This is a genomic window from Levilactobacillus zymae, from assembly GCF_032190635.1.
GTDB classification, from domain to species: domain Bacteria; phylum Bacillota; class Bacilli; order Lactobacillales; family Lactobacillaceae; genus Levilactobacillus; species Levilactobacillus zymae_A.
Window position 1 is genome coordinate 2,006,370 of sequence record NZ_JAVLAS010000001.1, and the last position, 16,438, is coordinate 2,022,807.

14 protein-coding genes are annotated in these 16,438 nt (G+C 52.5%); 4 read left to right on the plus strand and 10 right to left on the minus strand.

Going from position 1 to position 16,438, the window contains the following annotated elements; genetic code table 11:
- The first annotated feature begins 236 nt into the window (after positions 1 to 236).
- Positions 237 to 1,586, plus strand: coding sequence for a Mur ligase family protein (locus RI501_RS09495; protein ID WP_313822051.1), 1,350 nt, complete (start codon positions 237 to 239; stop codon positions 1,584 to 1,586).
- Positions 1,583 to 2,287: a type 1 glutamine amidotransferase gene (locus RI501_RS09500; protein ID WP_313822052.1), complete on the plus strand. Its 705-nt coding sequence runs from the start codon at positions 1,583 to 1,585 to the stop codon at positions 2,285 to 2,287. Before RI501_RS09495 ends, RI501_RS09500 begins: the two co-directional genes overlap by 4 nt.
- Positions 2,288 to 2,409: 122 nt before the next feature.
- Here the strand turns inward: RI501_RS09500 and RI501_RS09505 are convergent, their stop codons facing one another.
- The 4 genes from RI501_RS09505 to RI501_RS09520 form a co-directional block, all read right to left on the minus strand.
- Entirely contained in the window at positions 2,410 to 3,429 is a 1,020-nt protein-coding gene (locus tag RI501_RS09505; protein ID WP_313822054.1) for a serine hydrolase domain-containing protein, read from the minus strand.
- A gap of 71 nt (positions 3,430 to 3,500) precedes the next feature.
- A complete protein-coding gene (locus RI501_RS09510) occupies positions 3,501 to 4,946 on the minus strand; it encodes an aminotransferase-like domain-containing protein (RefSeq protein ID WP_313822056.1) in 1,446 nt (481 codons plus the stop codon).
- A gap of 93 nt (positions 4,947 to 5,039) precedes the next feature.
- A complete protein-coding gene (locus RI501_RS09515; RefSeq protein ID WP_313822058.1) occupies positions 5,040 to 6,881 on the minus strand; it encodes an ABC transporter ATP-binding protein in 1,842 nt (613 codons plus the stop codon).
- Positions 6,874 to 8,607, minus strand: a complete 1,734-nt coding sequence (locus tag RI501_RS09520; protein ID WP_313822060.1) for an ABC transporter ATP-binding protein — start codon at positions 8,605 to 8,607, stop codon at positions 6,874 to 6,876. Before RI501_RS09520 ends, RI501_RS09515 begins: the two co-directional genes overlap by 8 nt.
- Positions 8,608 to 8,776: 169 nt before the next feature.
- Between RI501_RS09520 and RI501_RS09525 the strand changes: the two genes are divergently transcribed.
- Positions 8,777 to 9,106 carry a hypothetical protein gene (locus RI501_RS09525; RefSeq protein ID WP_313822062.1) on the plus strand — a complete coding sequence of 110 codons (330 nt, stop codon included), beginning with the start codon at positions 8,777 to 8,779 and terminating at the stop codon, positions 9,104 to 9,106.
- Between the two features lie 58 nt (positions 9,107 to 9,164).
- On the opposite strand, the gene RI501_RS09530 is transcribed toward RI501_RS09525, so the two are convergent.
- Together RI501_RS09530 and RI501_RS09535 are read right to left on the minus strand one after the other, a co-directional pair.
- Positions 9,165 to 9,368 carry a hypothetical protein gene (locus RI501_RS09530; RefSeq protein ID WP_313822064.1) on the minus strand — a complete coding sequence of 68 codons (204 nt, stop codon included), beginning with the start codon at positions 9,366 to 9,368 and terminating at the stop codon, positions 9,165 to 9,167.
- An 80-nt stretch (positions 9,369 to 9,448) separates the two neighbouring features.
- Positions 9,449 to 10,573, minus strand: coding sequence for a GGDEF domain-containing protein (locus RI501_RS09535; RefSeq protein WP_313822066.1), 1,125 nt, complete (start codon positions 10,571 to 10,573; stop codon positions 9,449 to 9,451).
- A 303-nt stretch (positions 10,574 to 10,876) separates the two neighbouring features.
- On the opposite strand from RI501_RS09535, the gene RI501_RS09540 reads away from it, so the two are divergent.
- On the plus strand, positions 10,877 to 11,551 hold the full coding sequence (locus tag RI501_RS09540) for an EAL domain-containing protein (protein WP_313822068.1): 675 nt from the start codon (positions 10,877 to 10,879) through the stop codon (positions 11,549 to 11,551).
- Between the two features lie 75 nt (positions 11,552 to 11,626).
- On the opposite strand, the gene RI501_RS09545 is transcribed toward RI501_RS09540, so the two are convergent.
- From RI501_RS09545 to RI501_RS09560, 4 genes are all read right to left on the minus strand, one after another.
- Entirely contained in the window at positions 11,627 to 12,673 is a 1,047-nt protein-coding gene (locus RI501_RS09545) for an LCP family protein (RefSeq protein WP_313822070.1), read from the minus strand.
- A 329-nt stretch (positions 12,674 to 13,002) separates the two neighbouring features.
- Positions 13,003 to 13,665, minus strand: a complete 663-nt coding sequence (locus RI501_RS09550; protein ID WP_313822072.1) for a potassium channel family protein — start codon at positions 13,663 to 13,665, stop codon at positions 13,003 to 13,005.
- Between the two features lie 12 nt (positions 13,666 to 13,677).
- On the minus strand, positions 13,678 to 15,033 hold the full coding sequence (locus tag RI501_RS09555; protein ID WP_313822074.1) for a TrkH family potassium uptake protein: 1,356 nt from the start codon (positions 15,031 to 15,033) through the stop codon (positions 13,678 to 13,680).
- 416 nt (positions 15,034 to 15,449) lie between these two features.
- The gene (locus tag RI501_RS09560; RefSeq protein ID WP_313822076.1) at positions 15,450 to 16,367 is read right to left on the minus strand and encodes an aldo/keto reductase; all 918 of its coding nucleotides are present in this window, start codon (positions 16,365 to 16,367) and stop codon (positions 15,450 to 15,452) included.
- Positions 16,368 to 16,438: the final 71 nt, after the last annotated feature.

Consider the following 16,438-nt stretch of genomic DNA (forward strand, 5'->3'; position numbering starts at 1 on the left):
CCCACCTTTTTTGACAGTTTCTAATCTATTATAGCCGATTGCCTAGGAAAATTCGACCAGAGAAGCTGAAAAATCGCGGCTTTCGTTCTGGAAACGTTCTCGGCGGTGACGCCGCTCTTCGGCCGGTTTCCTTGCAATTTCGCAAAGTTCAAGGCGTGGACTCCCCTATTTGAGAAAAGAATGCTAAAATTAACGTTTGAGGTTCAACCAAGTCATGTTTAAGGAGCGAAATGTCCATGTCATTGCGAAGCGGTGTTGCCACCTTTGCGGGGAGATCGTCCTACTGGTTTCTCCACACCTTCTTACACGGGGGCAGTTCTTTGCCCGGTAAGATTACTTTGAAGTTAGACCCGCAAATCTTGCGGTCGTTAGGTGCCAAGTATGACGTGATCGTCATCACCGGGACTAACGGAAAAACGTTAACCACCGCCCTAACCGTGTCGGTGCTCCACGAAAAATACCCAACGATTCTCACCAACCCCACGGGGTCCAACATGGAACAGGGAATCGTGACGACCTTTTTAAACGCCAAGCGTCCGAAGTCCGGTCGGCCCCTCGCCGTTCTGGAAGTCGACGAAGCTAACGTGATTAAGGTCACCCAATACATTCAACCCAAAGCCTTTGTCTTCACCAACATCTTTAGAGACCAAATGGACCGCTACGGGGAAATCTACACGACCTACCAGAAGATCTTAGACGGTGTCGCGCTGGCCCCGAATGCCACCATCATTGCCAACGGGGACTCCCCCATCTTTAATTCCAAGCAATTGCCGAATCCGATCCAGTACTACGGATTTGACGATCAGCCCGACCGCGACTTCAAGGCCAAGCCTAACACGGACGGTGTCTTGTGCCCCAACTGTCAACACATTTTGCACTACCACACGCTAACTTACAGTAACCAGGGGAAATATTTCTGTCCAAATTGCGGCTTTAAGCGTCCCGAACTGACCTACCGACTAACCAAGTTAGGCCAGCAGACGCCCACTTCGTCGCAATTCGATATCGACGGTCACAGCTTTCAGATTACGGTCGGCGGGACCTACAACATCTATAACGCTCTGGCCGCCTATGCCGTGGGTCGGTTCATGGGGGTGGCTCCCGAGCAGATCACCCACGCCTTCACGGCCAACGAGCAGGTCTTCGGCCGCCAGGAAGTCATCGACGTTAACGGCAAACGGGTTACCATTATTCTGGTCAAGAACCCGGTTGGTTTGGACCAAGTCCTGCACATGATTGGTACGGACACCCAGCCCTTCTCGTTTGTCGGCCTGTTAAACGCCAACTACGCCGACGGCATCGATACCAGTTGGATCTGGGACGGCGACTTCGAACAGCTTGCCGATTCCAACATCCCCACGTTTATCACCGGGGGTGAACGTTACAAGGACATCACCTTCCGGCTCAAGGTGGCCGGCGTGCCCGATAGTAAACATATCGTGGAACCCAACCTCGAAAAGGTGGTCGACCGGATTCAAGAAGTCCCGACCGACCGGGTGTACGTCCTGGCGACCTACACGGCCATGCTCCAATTGCGAAAGATCTTAGCCAGCAAGGGTTTCATTAAGGAGGGACTCGGCGTATGACTTACGAATTAAACGTCGCCCATCTGTACGGCGATTTGATGAACACCTACGGCGACGTGGGCAATATCTTGGCGTTAAACTATTACGCCAAGCAAATGGACGTCCACCTAAACGTTCAAGTGGTCAGCCTCGAAGAAGACTTTCACGCGGCCGACTACGATCTGGCCTTCTTCGGTGGGGGTCAGGACTTCGAACAGACCATCGTGGCTAAGGACATCCAGACTAAAAAAGCCGAGTTGATCAAATTCATCGAGTCCGGCGGTCCCCTGCTGGCCATCTGTGGCGGTTACCAACTCCTAGGTCACTACTACATTGGCGCCGATGGCGAAAAGCTACCCGGCATTGGGGCGTTGGACCACTACACCTTAGCGCAAGATCACAACCGGTTCATCGGCGACATCGTGATCAAAAACCAGGAGACTGGTGAAACCTACCACGGCTTTGAAAACCACCAGGGACGGACCTTCATCGGTAAGGGTGAACGGCCCCTGGGCAACGTGGTCAGTGGCAAGGGTAACAACGGCGAAGACGGCACGGAAGGCGCGATTTATAAGAACGTCTACTGCTCGTACTTCCACGGCCCCATCCTTACCAGAAACGGCGACATCGCCAAGCACCTGCTGGTCGCCGCGTTAAAGCGTAAGTTCCCGCACGATGATTTCAGTCAACAGGAAGCCTTACCGATTCCAGCAACCTTCTAAAGACATAAAATGAGCCCCCGTAAAATCGCGTTGATTTTACGGGGGCTTTTTATCGCTTGCAAGGCCTCGTTATCGGATCGGTCAGAATCGGACCGCCACGGGGAGCCTCGCCATTAAGTCTTCTAAATAGTCGCTTTTTCGGCGAGATACGTTCCAATCACCGCATTGCGTTGGTCCAGGTACGGCAGGTTCGGGGCGATCGGGTGAACCCGGTTGGTCAAGAAGACCATCGCTTGGTCGGTCTGCGGATCAATCACCAAGTAGGTCCCCGTAAAGCCGGAATGCCAGAGCACCCGGTGAGCGGTCGGCCATTGGGTGGCCGTCAACGCCCAACCCAAAGAGCGGCCGGCCTGACCGTTAGGCGTCCAATCGGCGACTAAGCGGTGCAGCCAGGTCGGGGGCAACACGGCCGCCGCCCGTTCGGGGTGACAGTAGGCCTGGCAGAAGCGCACCAGGTCATCGACCGTGCTAAACAGCCCGGCCGACCCGCACCGGCGCTGTAAGACGTACCCCTTGGGATCGTGAACCACGCCGCGGACCAAGCCCCGACTGGGGATGATGGCCGTGGGCACACAGGCGTGCGGATCGGCGGGCGTAAAAGTACTGTGGGTCATCCCTAACGGGTCCAGGACCCGTCTTTGCACGGCCACCTGGACCGGTTCGCCCAAAATCGCTTCGATGATCCACCCCATGAAGATGTAGTTCACGTCGGCGTAAACCATCTTGACGTTAAAGGTCGGGCCGACATGCAGCCCCAATAACGCCCGGGTCAGCTCCGCGGCATTTAACTGGTTGCGATTGGGGATGTAGCCCGTGATGCCCGAGGTGTGGGTCAACAGGTGTTGAATCGTGACCCGTGAATCCCCAAACGCGGGTAACCAGGTCGTGATGGGGTCCGTCAGCCGTAACCGCCCCGTGGCAAGGAGCTGGAGCGTCACGCTCAGGGTCCCTACGACCTTGGTCAACGAGGCCAAATCATAGGTCATCCCCGCGGTCAACGGTTCGGCGGTCGGCACCAACGCGGCTTGCCCGAATTGGCCCGTTTCGACCCGGTCACCGTCAATCAAGGCGTAGCTCACGCCGGGGACCACCCCCGCCGAGACTAATCGCCGTAAAGCGGTCTTAGTTGCCTGATAAGCCATGGTATCCCTTCTCTCTGTTCTCCATTTAACCGCAAATGTCGGGGGAGCGCAACGCCCTGCGGCCAATTAGGTCACCGACTTAATTGGTCGCGAATCAGCGTCGCCAGCACCGTGACCCCCTGGCGGAATTCGGCCGGTGTCGCGTAGGCGTACGACAGCCGGACGGCGTTGGTCCGCGCGCCGTACACCGTTCCCGGATTCGCCAAGACGCCTTGGGCTAGTGCCGCTTGAAACAGCCGGGGCAAATCGACCTTGGCGGGCAACTGGACCCAGAGGTAAAAGCCCCCCGCGGGCCGCTGCCAGGTCGCCAGGTCCCCCAGCGTGGCCATTAAACTCGCCAGCGCCGCTTCTCGCCGTGCCCGCAGTTGGTCCCGTAATCGCTGGAGCGTTTGTGGGTAATCCGGGGCCGTCAGCAGATTGACCAACGTTTGTTGCGACAACGTGCTGGCCCCGTAGTCCATCTGCATCTTCACGTCGGCCAACCGGGCAACCACGGCCTGGGGCCCGACCAGCCACCCGACCCGCAAGCCAGGCGCCAAATCCTTGGAGACGGTCCCCAGATATAAGACGTTATCCTGGGTATCGTGGGCCTTTAACGGCAGCGGCGGCCGTTGGTCCAACCAGAGTTCCTGGTAGGCCGTGTCTTCGATAATCGGTAATTGATATTTCCGGGCAAAGGCCAACAGGTCCTGCCGTCGTTGGGCCGACATCACGGTCCCCAACGGGTTATCGAAGGTCGGCACCGTGTAAAGAAGCTGCGGTTGCGAGCTCACCGGAATCTGCCAGTAGGCTAATCCTTGCTCGTCGACCGGCACGGGCGCCCATTGAGCCTGAACCGATTCTAGAACCCGCAGCGACCGCAAATAGCTGGCCGGGGCCGTGTAGACCGTGGTTCCTGGTTCCAGTAACGCCGCCGTGATCAACTGTAGCGCCTGCAGAGACCCCGAAGTGATCAAGATGTTCTCCGGCGTAGTTTGCACACCCCAGGTTGCTAAGTGCCGCACCAACGCCTCTCGCAGAGCTAATGAGCCGCGTGCCGGTAGGTAGTTTAACGTGGTCAGTTGGTCGGCGGCTTGGTGCATGGCCGTTTGAACCGCACGCCGGGGAAACAGGTCCGGCCCCAGTTCGCCGGTACTCAACCGAATCGGGGTCGCAAACTCGCGTTGATTGATGGTCTGAATGGTGGGCTGATTAGCGCTAAACTCGCCCGCGTGGACCCACCGTTGCCAGTCCGGCGTGGCCCCCAACAGTGTCGACCACGAGTTACTGGCCACCCGGGTCCCACGACCATGGGCGGTGGTCACCACCCCCAGTGCTTGTAATTCGGCGATGGCCGCGTGAATGGTACTGCGATTTACCTGGTAGGTCCGCGCCAACTCCCGCTGCGGTGGCAGTTGTTGGCCGACTAGCCAGTTGCCCTGGCGAATCTGGATAACGCAGTAGGTGATTAATTGGCGATAAAGTGGCGTGGGACCGTTCCGTTGAGGTTGCCACCGAAATTGAACCGTTTGAACCATACGACCATCCCTCCTTTTGACCTTAGTGTAGCATAGAAAAAGCGGTCGTCACCGCCCTAAGGCGTCACGACCGCTAAAACTCATCGGGTTAAATTAAGCTAAATTATTCCCCGCAAACTGACTATTATATAGATCCGCATAGAACCCGTTAGCCGCTAACAGGCTGTCGTGGTTCCCGGTTTCCACGATGTGGCCGTGGTCCATCACCACGATATTTTCGGCGTTTTGAATCGTCGATAACCGGTGGGCCACCACGAAGCTAGTCCGGCCGGCCAATAAGCGTTCCATGGCTTGTTGGATCAGCATTTCCGTCCGCGTATCCACGGAACTGGTGGCTTCATCCAAGATCAACACGTCAGGATCGGCCACGAAGGCCCGGGCAATCGTCAACAGCTGCCGTTGTCCTTGGGAGATGTTGCTAGCCGCCTCGTTCAAGATGGTATCGTAGCCATCCGGTAACTGCCGAATAAAGGTGTCCGCGTGCGCCGCCTTAGCCGCCGCGTAAACCTCGTCGGCCGTCGCATCTTCCCGACCATACTTGATGTTATCAAAGATGCTCCCGGTAAAGAGCCAGGTATCCTGTAGCACCATTGCAAAGTGTTTGCGCAGATCCGTTCTGGCCACCGTATTGGTCGCTTGGCCGCGATACTTGATCTGCCCGCCGGCCACGTCATAGAAGCGTTCCAGCAGGTTAATGATGGTGGTCTTCCCAGCCCCGGTTGGCCCCACGATGGCAACCATCTCACCCGGTTTGACCGCCAGATTGAAGTCTTCAATCAACGGCTTGTCCGGCACGTACTGGAAGTTCACGTTATCAAATTCGATTACGTTCCCCGTCTGCGCCGTCTGTGCCGGTAATTGGTCGTGAGCCGTTTGTGGCATGTCGTCTTCGTCGAGAACGGCAAAGACCCGTTCAGCGGAGGCAATCGTTGCCTGAATCGTGTTGGTCAGGTTCGCCATTTGGGTGATGGGTTGGGAGAATTGGTTGGTATATTGCAGGAAGGCCTGCACGTTCCCTAAACTCACCGTCCCGTTGGCGACCTGAATTCCCCCGATAACCGCCACGGCCAGGTAGTCCAGGTTTTTGACGAAGTTCATCAACGGGAAGATCAGACTGGAGACAAACTGGGCCTTCCAGGCTGATTTATAGTATTTTTCGTTGTGCTCTTCAAACTGATCTTGCACATCGGCTTCTTGGTTAAAGGTCTTGACCACGGTATGCCCCGCGTAAGTTTCTTCGACCGTATTGTTCAGTAACCCCAGGTTCTTTTGCTGACTGGCAAAGAACTTCTGCGAGCGTGGTGCCACAAGCATCACGACGACCAAGCTCAGTGGGACCGAGATTAGGGCCACTAACGTCAGCCAACCACTGATGGTCAGCATCATGTACAGTACCCCGAAGAAGGTCAGCACACTGGTGACCAATTGGGACAGCGTTTGCTGTAACGTGCCCCCGATGTTATCCATATCGTTAGCCATCCGGGACATCAAGTCCCCGTTACTATGGGTATCGTAATAACTGATCGGCAGGTGTTGCATCTTGTCCTTGAGGTCCCGTCGTAACTGGTAAACCACCTTTTGGGCGATCCAGTTCATGATGACCTGCTGGACGATGCCAAACAGCGCCGCGCCGACATACAAGATACCGACAATCAATAAGATATGACCAATCTTGCCAAAGTTAATCGGTAGACTCGTCAGGTTAATCCCCGCCTTAAGCTCGGCGGTCCCCTTCATGACACCCTTAAAGAGTTCCGTGGTGGCCTCCCCCAAAATCTTGGGGGTCCGAATCTGTAAGATGACGGACGCCGCCGCGAAAAGCATCACGACGATGATCCCGGGAATCCAGTGCTTCATGTACCGGAAGAGGCGGCCGGTGGTCTTCCAGAAACTTTGTGGCCGTTGTTTGGTGGCCGAACCGCGTCCGTTACGCATCGACAACATCCCCCTTCCGTAGTTGTGAATCAAGAATTTCTTGGTAAGTCTTGTTCGTCGCCTTAAGTTCCGCATGGGTACCTTGGCCCACGATCTTACCGCCGTCAATCACCAAGATCACGTCGGCATCGGCCACGGTGGAGACCCGCTGCGCGACAATCACGGTCACGCCGGCTTGGACCTGCGCGTCTTGCCGCAATTGTTGCCGCAACAACGCGTCGGTCTTGAAGTCTAACGCGGAAAACGAGTCGTCAAAGACGTAGACACTGGCCCGTTTCAGGATGGTGCGCGCAATGACTAAGCGTTGCCGTTGACCCCCGGAGAAGTTATCCCCGTTTTGCTCGACCACGGCGTCCAGTCCCCCGGTCTCCTTCACGAAGTCCGTGGCCTGGGCAACGTCAAGGGCGTGCCAGATTTGGTCGTCGGTCGCGTCGGCCTTGGCCGTCACCATATTACTCCGGATCGTGCCGGCAAACAGGACGGCCTTTTGTTGGGTAATCGAGACGGCTTGGTGTAAGTCACGCTGACTTACCGCCGGCAAGGCCACCCCGTTAAGCCGAATCTGCCCACTTTCAGGGTCGAACAACCGGGGAATCAGGTTAACCAGCGTCGATTTACCCGATCCGGTTCCCCCGATGATGGCCACGGTCTGCCCCGCCTTAGCTAGGAAGTGCACGTCGGTCAGGGCCAACTTCTCCGCGCCCGTATACCGAAAGTCTACGTGGTCAAACTCTAAGCTGACCGGGCTATCCGGTAACGTAACGGGTTGGTCGGCATCGTTGATCTTCGATTTCAAATCCATGACTTCGTTGATCCGCGCGGCCGAAGCCTGGGCCCGGGGCACGAAGACGAAGACCATCGACACCATCATGAAGCTAATCAGAATCTGAGTGGCGTAGGTCATGAAGGCCACTAAGTTCCCCACTTCTAGGGCTTGGTGGGCAATCAACTGTCCCCCATACCAGACGATCCCAATGTTAGTGCCGCTAATGATCAGCGTGATAACCGGGAACATCAGGGAAACAATCATGAAGACCTTAATCCCCGTTTGGGTATAGTCCTGGTTGGCCCCTTCGAAACGATCCTGCTCAAACTTGTCTTGGTTGAAGGCCCGGATCACCCGGACCCCCGTCAGCCCTTCGCGAAAGATTAAGTTAATGCGGTCAATCTTCTTTTGTAAGCTTTTAAATAGTGGTACGGCAAAGTACATCACTAGAATGGTAAACAATGCCAAAACGGGTAACGCCACTAAAAAGACCAGCGTCAGGCGCGGGCTCTTTAAGTAGGCGAGGATGCCGGCACCAATCAGCATAATTGGGGCCATTAGCATCATCCGTAACATTTGAACCATCACGTTTTGAATCTGGACCACGTCGTTCGTGGTCCGCGTAATCAAAGACGCGTTCCCCACGGTTTCAAATTCTTCCGTCGAAGACAAGGTGACCTTCTTAAACAGGTTGGTCCGGATCCGCTGTCCCATTTTTTGGGACTGAGTAGCGGCGTAGTAGACGTTACCAGCCGCTCCCCACACACCAATAAAACTCAACAGGAGCATTTGACCACCGGTCCGCCAGATGTAGCCAATATCGTTGTTCGCAATCCCCTTATCAATGATATTAGAGGTTAACGTCGGTAACGATAGGTCACAGGCAACTTGGATCATCATAAAGCCCACTGCCAGGACCACTGCCCACCAGTCCAGGTGTTTTCGGGCAAGTCGCATCATTTGATTTTGGCCTTCTTTCTCATAAGTTTGTTAACAATGCTGACAAAAAAACTGCATATGCGGTAATTATACTCGTCTCCTTAACGTTTGCAATCATCAATCACCAGAGCAAGACTGGTAATCCAGTCAAAATTTGTTACAATGTAAGCACCGAAGGGAGCAAAGACTTGTGGCTAGTAATTCTGATTCTATCTATAACGTTTTAACCTATATTCATCGACACCCCCAGCGCGTTCATTTCATCGCGCAGCGGAATAGTAATGTGGTCTCCATTGGCGTCCCCGATACGGTGCCCGTGGCCAACGTTGAGTTGTATTTTCCCACGAATCGCCTGGTGGTTAACCGCCTGGACGACGACTTCTTAGCCATGCACGGTGATCTCTTAAACGATTTCTTTGACCGCACCCAGAGTTCCAAGTTGGATTACCAAGACGTGTGGGTCACCACGGGTTACGTCCCCCGGCAACACGCGTATCTCGTTGAGCTCTCATTTGAATAAGTGACGATAGAAAAGGCACCGCCGGAGTTAATCGCTCCCGCAGTGCCTATTTTAATGCTCAGCTAAAGATTGCTTTAGACGCCCACACGCCCCCGATGACCACTACGGCTAGGACAAAAAATTTAAAGAGTGCCGCAAAAGCCACCAACACGATGGCGCCAATCACTAAGGTCCCCACCAGGCCCAACAGCCAGCCGGCCAGCCCAAAGACCAACCGTAAAATGGGAAACAGCAGCAACAATAACAAGAGACCAAAAATCATGCTGATCCCTCCTCATCCGAATTCAGGTCTACCCCGTAGTATACCCGATTCCCCCTTAAAAAGCACTTAATTCCTAGGCCTTATGCCGTGGTAATCTGCATCCGACCATTTTGCTTAGAGTGATAGAGATTGGCATCAACCCGCTTGTAAAAGTCCAATGGGTTGCGGTCCTGCACGGTTAGGCCGGAAACCCCAATCGACAGCGTCACCTGTAGCGTCTGATCGTTATAGTCAACCTGGTCTGCCGCCACGGCGTCGAAAATTTGTTGCGCAATCGGTTTGGCCTGTTCCATGGTGTAGTTAGGGAGCACCACGTTAAACTCTTCCCCCCCGGTTCGATATAAAATAATCTTGGGATCGATTTGTTTCAACGTCGTGCTGGCCGTCTTAGCCACGCTTTTAAGAACCTCGTCACCGGCTAAATGACCGTAAGTATCATTGACGTGTTTAAAGTGGTCAATATCAAACATGATCATCGACAGATTGCGGTGCTGAGCCACACTGTGGTAAAACTCATAGCCAATGGCCCGGTCGTAAGCGGCATAATTTTTCACGTTGGTCAACGCATCCCAGTTGGCTGATTGAAACAGCCGGTCCTTAATGCGCCGATCTTTGTCCTGAATCTTGAAGTAGCCGTACATCAAGATGGCCAAGAGTGCAAAATTCAGCAGTTCTTCACCCACGGTCGCCCAAGCTAAATCCAAACGAATTTTGACCACGATCCACAAGATGGTCGCGTTGACCATAGCTAATGAGATGTAACGGGTAAACGGCCACCGCCACATGTGCACGCTCTGGATGTGTGATTCCACATAGAAGAGCGCGAACACGCCCGTATAAAACCACGACAACGGTTGGTCCACGTTACCGTTGATCAACATGACCCCAATCCCAAAGATAAAGATTAACCAATACGGAATCCGAATTTGCAGGAAATAGGCGGCGAAGACTAAAATTAAAAGTTGAAAATTCATAAACGTCCAAGAGAGGTGGCTATCCCGGACCAGTAGCTGCAACGCAAAGATGGCCACCCCGGAACAAATGGCGCCGACCCAAGCTTGAACTCGCTTGATATTCACAGGTTTACTCTGTGATTCGACTTTCGTGGTAATCCAGTTAAAGATTGACCAGTAGAGCGCGATGACCCCTAGGACAAAGAAAATACTCGTAATAAAGGGTAGCACTAGCCACATTGACCAAGTCATTTAATCAGACTCCTCATACATTCTAACGAAAATTAGTCAGCTCTCCCGGTTAATCTGATCTCTTAATAATTAAACGTAACAATCAAATTAGCCATCTACGTCCCCGTGAGTTGACTTACTACTTCTAATATAAAGCAATCCATATAATAAAACCATAAAAATTTATATAATATATTATGTTATACTACCAATAATTTTCTAAATAATACTCAGCTGCGCGAAAAAATAGGGAGTGGCCCTATTGTTCATGCCCAAAATACAGTATGATGGTAAGTGAAAATGTCTGTAAGGAGGAATTGCGCCATGTACCGTTATTTTTTACAGCCCCAACTCGACGTGTCGAACAATTCGCTCATTGGTTACGAATTGCTGATCCGGCAAAAAGTGGCTGACAAGTGGGTACTCCCCCACAACTTTGCGTCAATTCCGATTGACGTTCAGGCGGAGCTCATCCAACGCACCGCACAGAAACTCATGTTAAAGATTGGTTCCGTGTCGTTCAATACGAACCGGAAGCAATTTATTGATAATACCATTGCCCGGGCCATTTTGTCCGCCCAACAGCAAATTTATCCGCTCAACCTGATCCTCGAGGTCACGGAAGAAGCAACCGACGAGGCCATCACGAACCAACAGGTCATTGACCAAGTCCATTTTTTTGACCAACACGGCATTCAACTCAGCTTGGACGACGTCGGGACCGGAATCAACACCTACGATCACCTGAAACCCGTCTTACCCTACGCTAGTGAAATCAAATTTGCGATGCAAAATTTCCGTCAAGAAAAACGGGAAGCCGAAATTCCGGCGAACCTCAAGTTCTGGAAACAAGTTGCCGATCAGCACCACCTGCGGTTAATCCTCGAGGGCGTGGAGAACCAAGCAGAACACGATATGGCCAACGACTTACAGATTGATCTACGTCAGGGCTGGTTTTACGGTAAGCCCCACCTATTCAAGTTAGATCCCACCGATTAACGCAATGGCATCTGGCCATCACACCACGTGATGACCAGATGCCATTTTAACGTATCGGTAAAATAAAGCAAGACCCTATTGCCCGTTCCCCGGTCCACCAGCCGTCGTGGCCGTAGCGGCTGTGTTGGTGTCGGTGCTAGCTTCCGTTGTACTGGTCATGATGGCAATCTTACCAGTCGTGGCGTGGCTTAGCCCCAAGCCCTTGCGGATGAAGTTGGTAACCCGCTGTAGTTCGGTTTGCGTGGCGACCTCCATACTTTGGCCTTCAATGGTCTCCCCGGAGCCTTGAATGTGGGTGGTCTTGATGTGTTGAATGGCCTGGCGGTAATTTTGGGCCAGTGCGGTCAGGTCGTTAAAGGTGAGATCCGTTTGGGTCTGCTTGGATAACGACTGGATAAAGTCTTCGTTCAATAGCGTCGTAATCGAATTGGATTTCTTCAACAACGCCATGATCACTTTACGCTGACGCGTCTGCCGACCATAATCACCTTGCGGGTCATCGTCACGCATTCGCGAATAAGCTAAAGCTTTCTTCCCGTTCATGTGGGTCGTCACGCCCTTCTTGAAGGTGTACCCGCCGTAACTAAAACTCAGGGTCGGTTTCAACGTCACGCCTCCAACCTCGTTAATAATCTTTTCCATCCCCCCCATGTTAATGATGGCATAAAAGTCGATGGGGATGTTCAACATCTTTTGTACCGTGGTAATGGCCGTTTTGGATTTTCCCCACGCGTAGGCCGCGTTGATTTTGGCCGGTGATTGACTTTCGTAGCCCGGAATGTTGACGGCCGTATCCCGCGGAATACTGGTAATGGTGGTTTTGTTAGTCTTAGGATTGATAGTGACCACCATCATACTATCGGTTCGCCCCTGAAAGGTCCGCCCTAGCGCTCCCGTATCGGTTCCCATTAATAGAATGGAAATCGGTTTTTTATTAGCTAATTGTTGATCGACGTTTCGGAGCTTGCTCACCCCGGAAGCCTGATACGATCCCTTGACCGAATTTTGCAGGCTCTGATACTTATGCATGCCGTACGCCGTTCCCCCGATGAGTAGCACCAGGATTACCCCCAATAATGTTTTTAAAATGGGATGCCGTTTTTTTAGTCGTTTACGTTGCATGTTGCCACCCTTTCAGCCCCGGTTACCTTCACCGCGGAACATTTAATCTAAAACTGATTGAACCCGTCCATTATAAATGGCATTTCTTAACGTTTCCTAAGCCCCCCGTAACCTTAACCAAAACACAACGTTTAACCGCCGGGCCCATCAGAAATCACGCCAGGTTGCCGACGTCTTCTTTGATCAGTACTAAATAAGAATTTGGTTAAATTAATTATAATATTCTAATTTTTAAATGGCAGAAAGTCAAGTAAACTTACAAGCTTCATTCGACCAACGAACGCCAAAAACGGCCCAGTATCCCGTGACCACTGAGCCGTTACCGTCACTTATTTTTTTAGCGTCTCATCCAAAGCCTCTACCTGCTCGACCGGCCCAACGACGGTCAAGACGTCGTGCAACCGAATGACCGCTGACGGGTCCGGTGAAATATCAATCTTGGGACCCCGTTGAATCGCAATCACGGTGAGATCAAACCGTTGCCGCAGGTTCAGTTGAATCAAATTCTGATCCACAAAGGTCGGATCGGTGATCACCACCTCGGCCAACGTGTAGTCCTCGCTAAGGTCGATAAAGTTTAGAATGTGATTCGACAAGAGTTTACGGGCAATTCCCCGCCCCATATCCCGTTCGGGGAAAACCACCTGATCAGCCCCCACGCGCTGAAGCACTCGGCCATGGTCCCTGGTTTCGGCCTTGGCAATCACCTTTTTAGCGCCCTGTTCCTTCGCTAGTAGCGTGGTCAGAATACTGGCCTCCATATTGTTCCCAATCCCAATAATAACGTAATCGAAGGTGTCGATATTCAGGCGGCGCAGGACTTCCTCATCACGCGTGTCCGCAATCAAAGTTTGCGTCGCCACATCAATCAGATCGTTGACCCGCTCCTCATGAATATCCACGGCCAACACGTCCTGGTGCATCTCCGCCAACGTTCGCACCACGGCTTCGCCAAAACGACCGAGACCCAACACGGCAAAATTCTTCTTCAAGTTCGCCACTCCTTAACCAATTAAGACATTTTCTTCCGGGTACCGAATGCGACTGACTTTAGTTTGCCGCTTCGATAACGAGTACAGGGACGTGAAGATCCCGACCCGACCAATAAACATTAATAAGATAATAATCAACTTACCAATCACACTCAGATGCGGGGTCAGCCCCAGACTCAACCCCACGGTGCCAAACGCCGATAACACCTCAAAGACAATGTATTCTAGACCATAGCCCTGGGGGATCTTTTCGGTTTGCGTGAGGACCAGGGTCGCCACGGTAATCACAATACTAGCCAAAAAGACTAACAGTAACGCTCGACTAATATTGGCCTGACTAAACCGTCGGTGGCTAAACTCCACGTCATCCTTGCCACGAAGTTGAGCGATACTCTGCAGCATCAAAACCCCAAACGTCGTGGTCTTAATTCCCCCAGCCGTTGAACCTGGGGTTCCCCCAACGAACATTAGGATCATTAATAAGAAAATACTCCCGGCACGTAATGAATGTGTCGGTAAAGTCACAATTCCCGCCGTTCGGGGCGTCACACTGAGAAAGAGGGTGTTCACCACCCGGTTAATCCAGGTTGGATTGCCAGGAATACAAGCGAGGTTGTCTTCCGTGACCAGTAATGCCAAGAAGCCCAGCACAAAAAGCGTCCCGGTCGTGACCAGCGTTAGTTTCGAGCTAAGACTCAAACGATGTCGCTCGTGATAGAGCAATAAATCACGCCAGACCAAGAAGCCCAGTCCACCGCCGACAATCAAAACGATGGTGACCAGCAGGACGTAGGTATCATCCCGAAACCCCATCAAGCTATCCCCAAAAACGTCAAAGCCGGCATTACAAAACGACATCACCGAATGGTAAACCGACACGTACAAGCCGTGCCGCCACCCAAACCGTGGGATGAAGTCAACGGCCAGTAAGGCAACCCCACCGAGCTGAAAAATCGCCGAAAGCTGAACCACATATTTCATGACACTCTTGGTATCACTCAGATTTTCTAAATTCAAGGCTTCCTTGACCATCAGTTGTGTCGATAGTCCCATGTGACGATGCCGGCGAATCAGGTTAAAGAGGAGCACGGCAAACGTCATGTACCCTAATGCTCCCACTTCGGCCATCCCTAAAATGACGAGCTGACCAAAAACCGACCAGTGGGCCGCCGTGTTCACCACGGTTAACCCGGTGATGCAGGTCGCCGAGGCCGCCGTAAATAAAAGATCGATCAACGACGTCCCCTGCCCCTGCCGCGTTGCCGCCGGTAGGCTAAGCAGGACGGTCCCCAGCGCAATAATCAGGATAAACCCGAAAACCATCTTTTTGGACAGTGTATCTAAAAATTTTAAACGCCAAATACTCATTGTTTAGTCCAATCCTATATTCTAATCTACTCCCCCCAGCTTAAGCCTGGTTGACCGCCAAAAGCAAGCACATTTTCGCCTACCCGTAGAATTCATGTCGGCCACTCGCCATTTCGACAAGTTTAGGGTAATTCTTTATCAAAAAAGCCCGGGACAGAAGCCCCAGGCTCGTTAGTGTCTCCGAATATTTAGTGTTGAAACGTGCGCCAAAAGGCAGCTGGTTCCGCTTAACCCCGTAATCCAAACAATCCAAGTTCAGGATTGTCCGTCTTACGAACCGTCGTTCATGCTCACCAGCTAATCGCCTTCTGTCCCACTCTCTTCTTGGTAACACCCGTTCATGGTGCTGAAATTGTCCCCAACGGTGGTTGATAACCGTGCCCTTGGGTTCACTCACATCAGATTACGGGGTCCCCTTATTTTTGTAAAAACTTAGCCGTATCGTCCCAGGCCTGAACGTCGCCCGTAAAGGCCTTCGGGTTGGTTGGGTTGTGCCAAGTAAAGTCATCGTACCACAGTCCGCGCTTCCCTTGATCTAAGGCGTCAATGGCGGCAACGTCTTCATCACTCAACGTAAAGTCAGCAATTTGGCTATTGGCCACGATCCGTTCGACGTGTGTCGACTTCGGAATCGTAATGATATTGTGTTGGTAGTCCCACCGTAAAATAATTTGTGCGGCCGACCGCTGATACTTGGCGGCCAGCTTGGTGATCGTCGGCTGGCTTAACGCCGCACCCCCACCTAATGGCGACCAGGCTTCCAGTTGAATCCCAGCCAGCTGCATTAACCGCCGCAGGTCCTTTTCTTGGTTAAGTGGGTTAAATTCCATTTGGTTAACCATCGGGGTAATGGCCGTCTTGTCTAGTAACTCAGTTAACCGTTCCTGATCAAAGTTAGAAATCCCAATGGCCCGTACTTGGCCGTTACGGTACAGTTCTTCCAGGGCCCGCCAAGTATCAATGAACTTGCCATCCACCGGCCAGTGAATCAAGTACAAGTCCACGTAATGCAAGCGTAGCTGCTTCAGACTGGCTTCAAACGCACGTAACGTGGAATCATATCCCTGATCACCGTTTAAGACCTTGGTGGTAACAAAGAGGTCCTGCCGATTCAGACCGGCCTTTAACAGCCCATCTTGAATCCCAGCACCCACACCGGGTTCATTCCCGTACTGCTTCGCGGTATCGATCATCCGATACCCGTGTTGAATGGCTTGGCTGACCGAATTAGCGGCATCCGTATTAGACGTCTTCCACACGCCTAATCCCAACCGCGGCATTGTGTAGCCGTTGTTTAACGTGATCCGTTGTGTCAAAACTGAACTTGTCGTCATAAGTCTATTCCTCCTCAACTTAACTACAATTTTAATTGTATAACGCACCGGTCGCCGTTGACAACAAAAGC

Bases quoted from the DNA above. Each gene is read 5' to 3' on its own strand.
- RI501_RS09495 (WP_313822051.1), top strand. From the start codon at position 237: ATGTCATTGCGAAGCGGTGTTGCCACCTTTGCGGGGAGATCGTCCTAC.
- RI501_RS09500 (WP_313822052.1), top strand. From the start codon at position 1,583: ATGACTTACGAATTAAACGTCGCCCATCTGTACGGCGATTTGATGAAC.
- RI501_RS09505 (WP_313822054.1), bottom strand. From the start codon at position 3,429: ATGGCTTATCAGGCAACTAAGACCGCTTTACGGCGATTAGTCTCGGCG.
- RI501_RS09510 (WP_313822056.1), bottom strand. From the start codon at position 4,946: ATGGTTCAAACGGTTCAATTTCGGTGGCAACCTCAACGGAACGGTCCC.
- RI501_RS09515 (WP_313822058.1), bottom strand. From the start codon at position 6,881: ATGCGTAACGGACGCGGTTCGGCCACCAAACAACGGCCACAAAGTTTC.
- RI501_RS09520 (WP_313822060.1), bottom strand. From the start codon at position 8,607: ATGATGCGACTTGCCCGAAAACACCTGGACTGGTGGGCAGTGGTCCTG.
- RI501_RS09530 (WP_313822064.1), bottom strand. From the start codon at position 9,368: ATGATTTTTGGTCTCTTGTTATTGTTGCTGCTGTTTCCCATTTTACGG.
- RI501_RS09535 (WP_313822066.1), bottom strand. From the start codon at position 10,573: ATGACTTGGTCAATGTGGCTAGTGCTACCCTTTATTACGAGTATTTTC.
- RI501_RS09540 (WP_313822068.1), top strand. From the start codon at position 10,877: ATGTACCGTTATTTTTTACAGCCCCAACTCGACGTGTCGAACAATTCG.
- RI501_RS09545 (WP_313822070.1), bottom strand. From the start codon at position 12,673: ATGCAACGTAAACGACTAAAAAAACGGCATCCCATTTTAAAAACATTA.
- RI501_RS09555 (WP_313822074.1), bottom strand. From the start codon at position 15,033: ATGAGTATTTGGCGTTTAAAATTTTTAGATACACTGTCCAAAAAGATG.
- RI501_RS09560 (WP_313822076.1), bottom strand. From the start codon at position 16,367: ATGACGACAAGTTCAGTTTTGACACAACGGATCACGTTAAACAACGGC.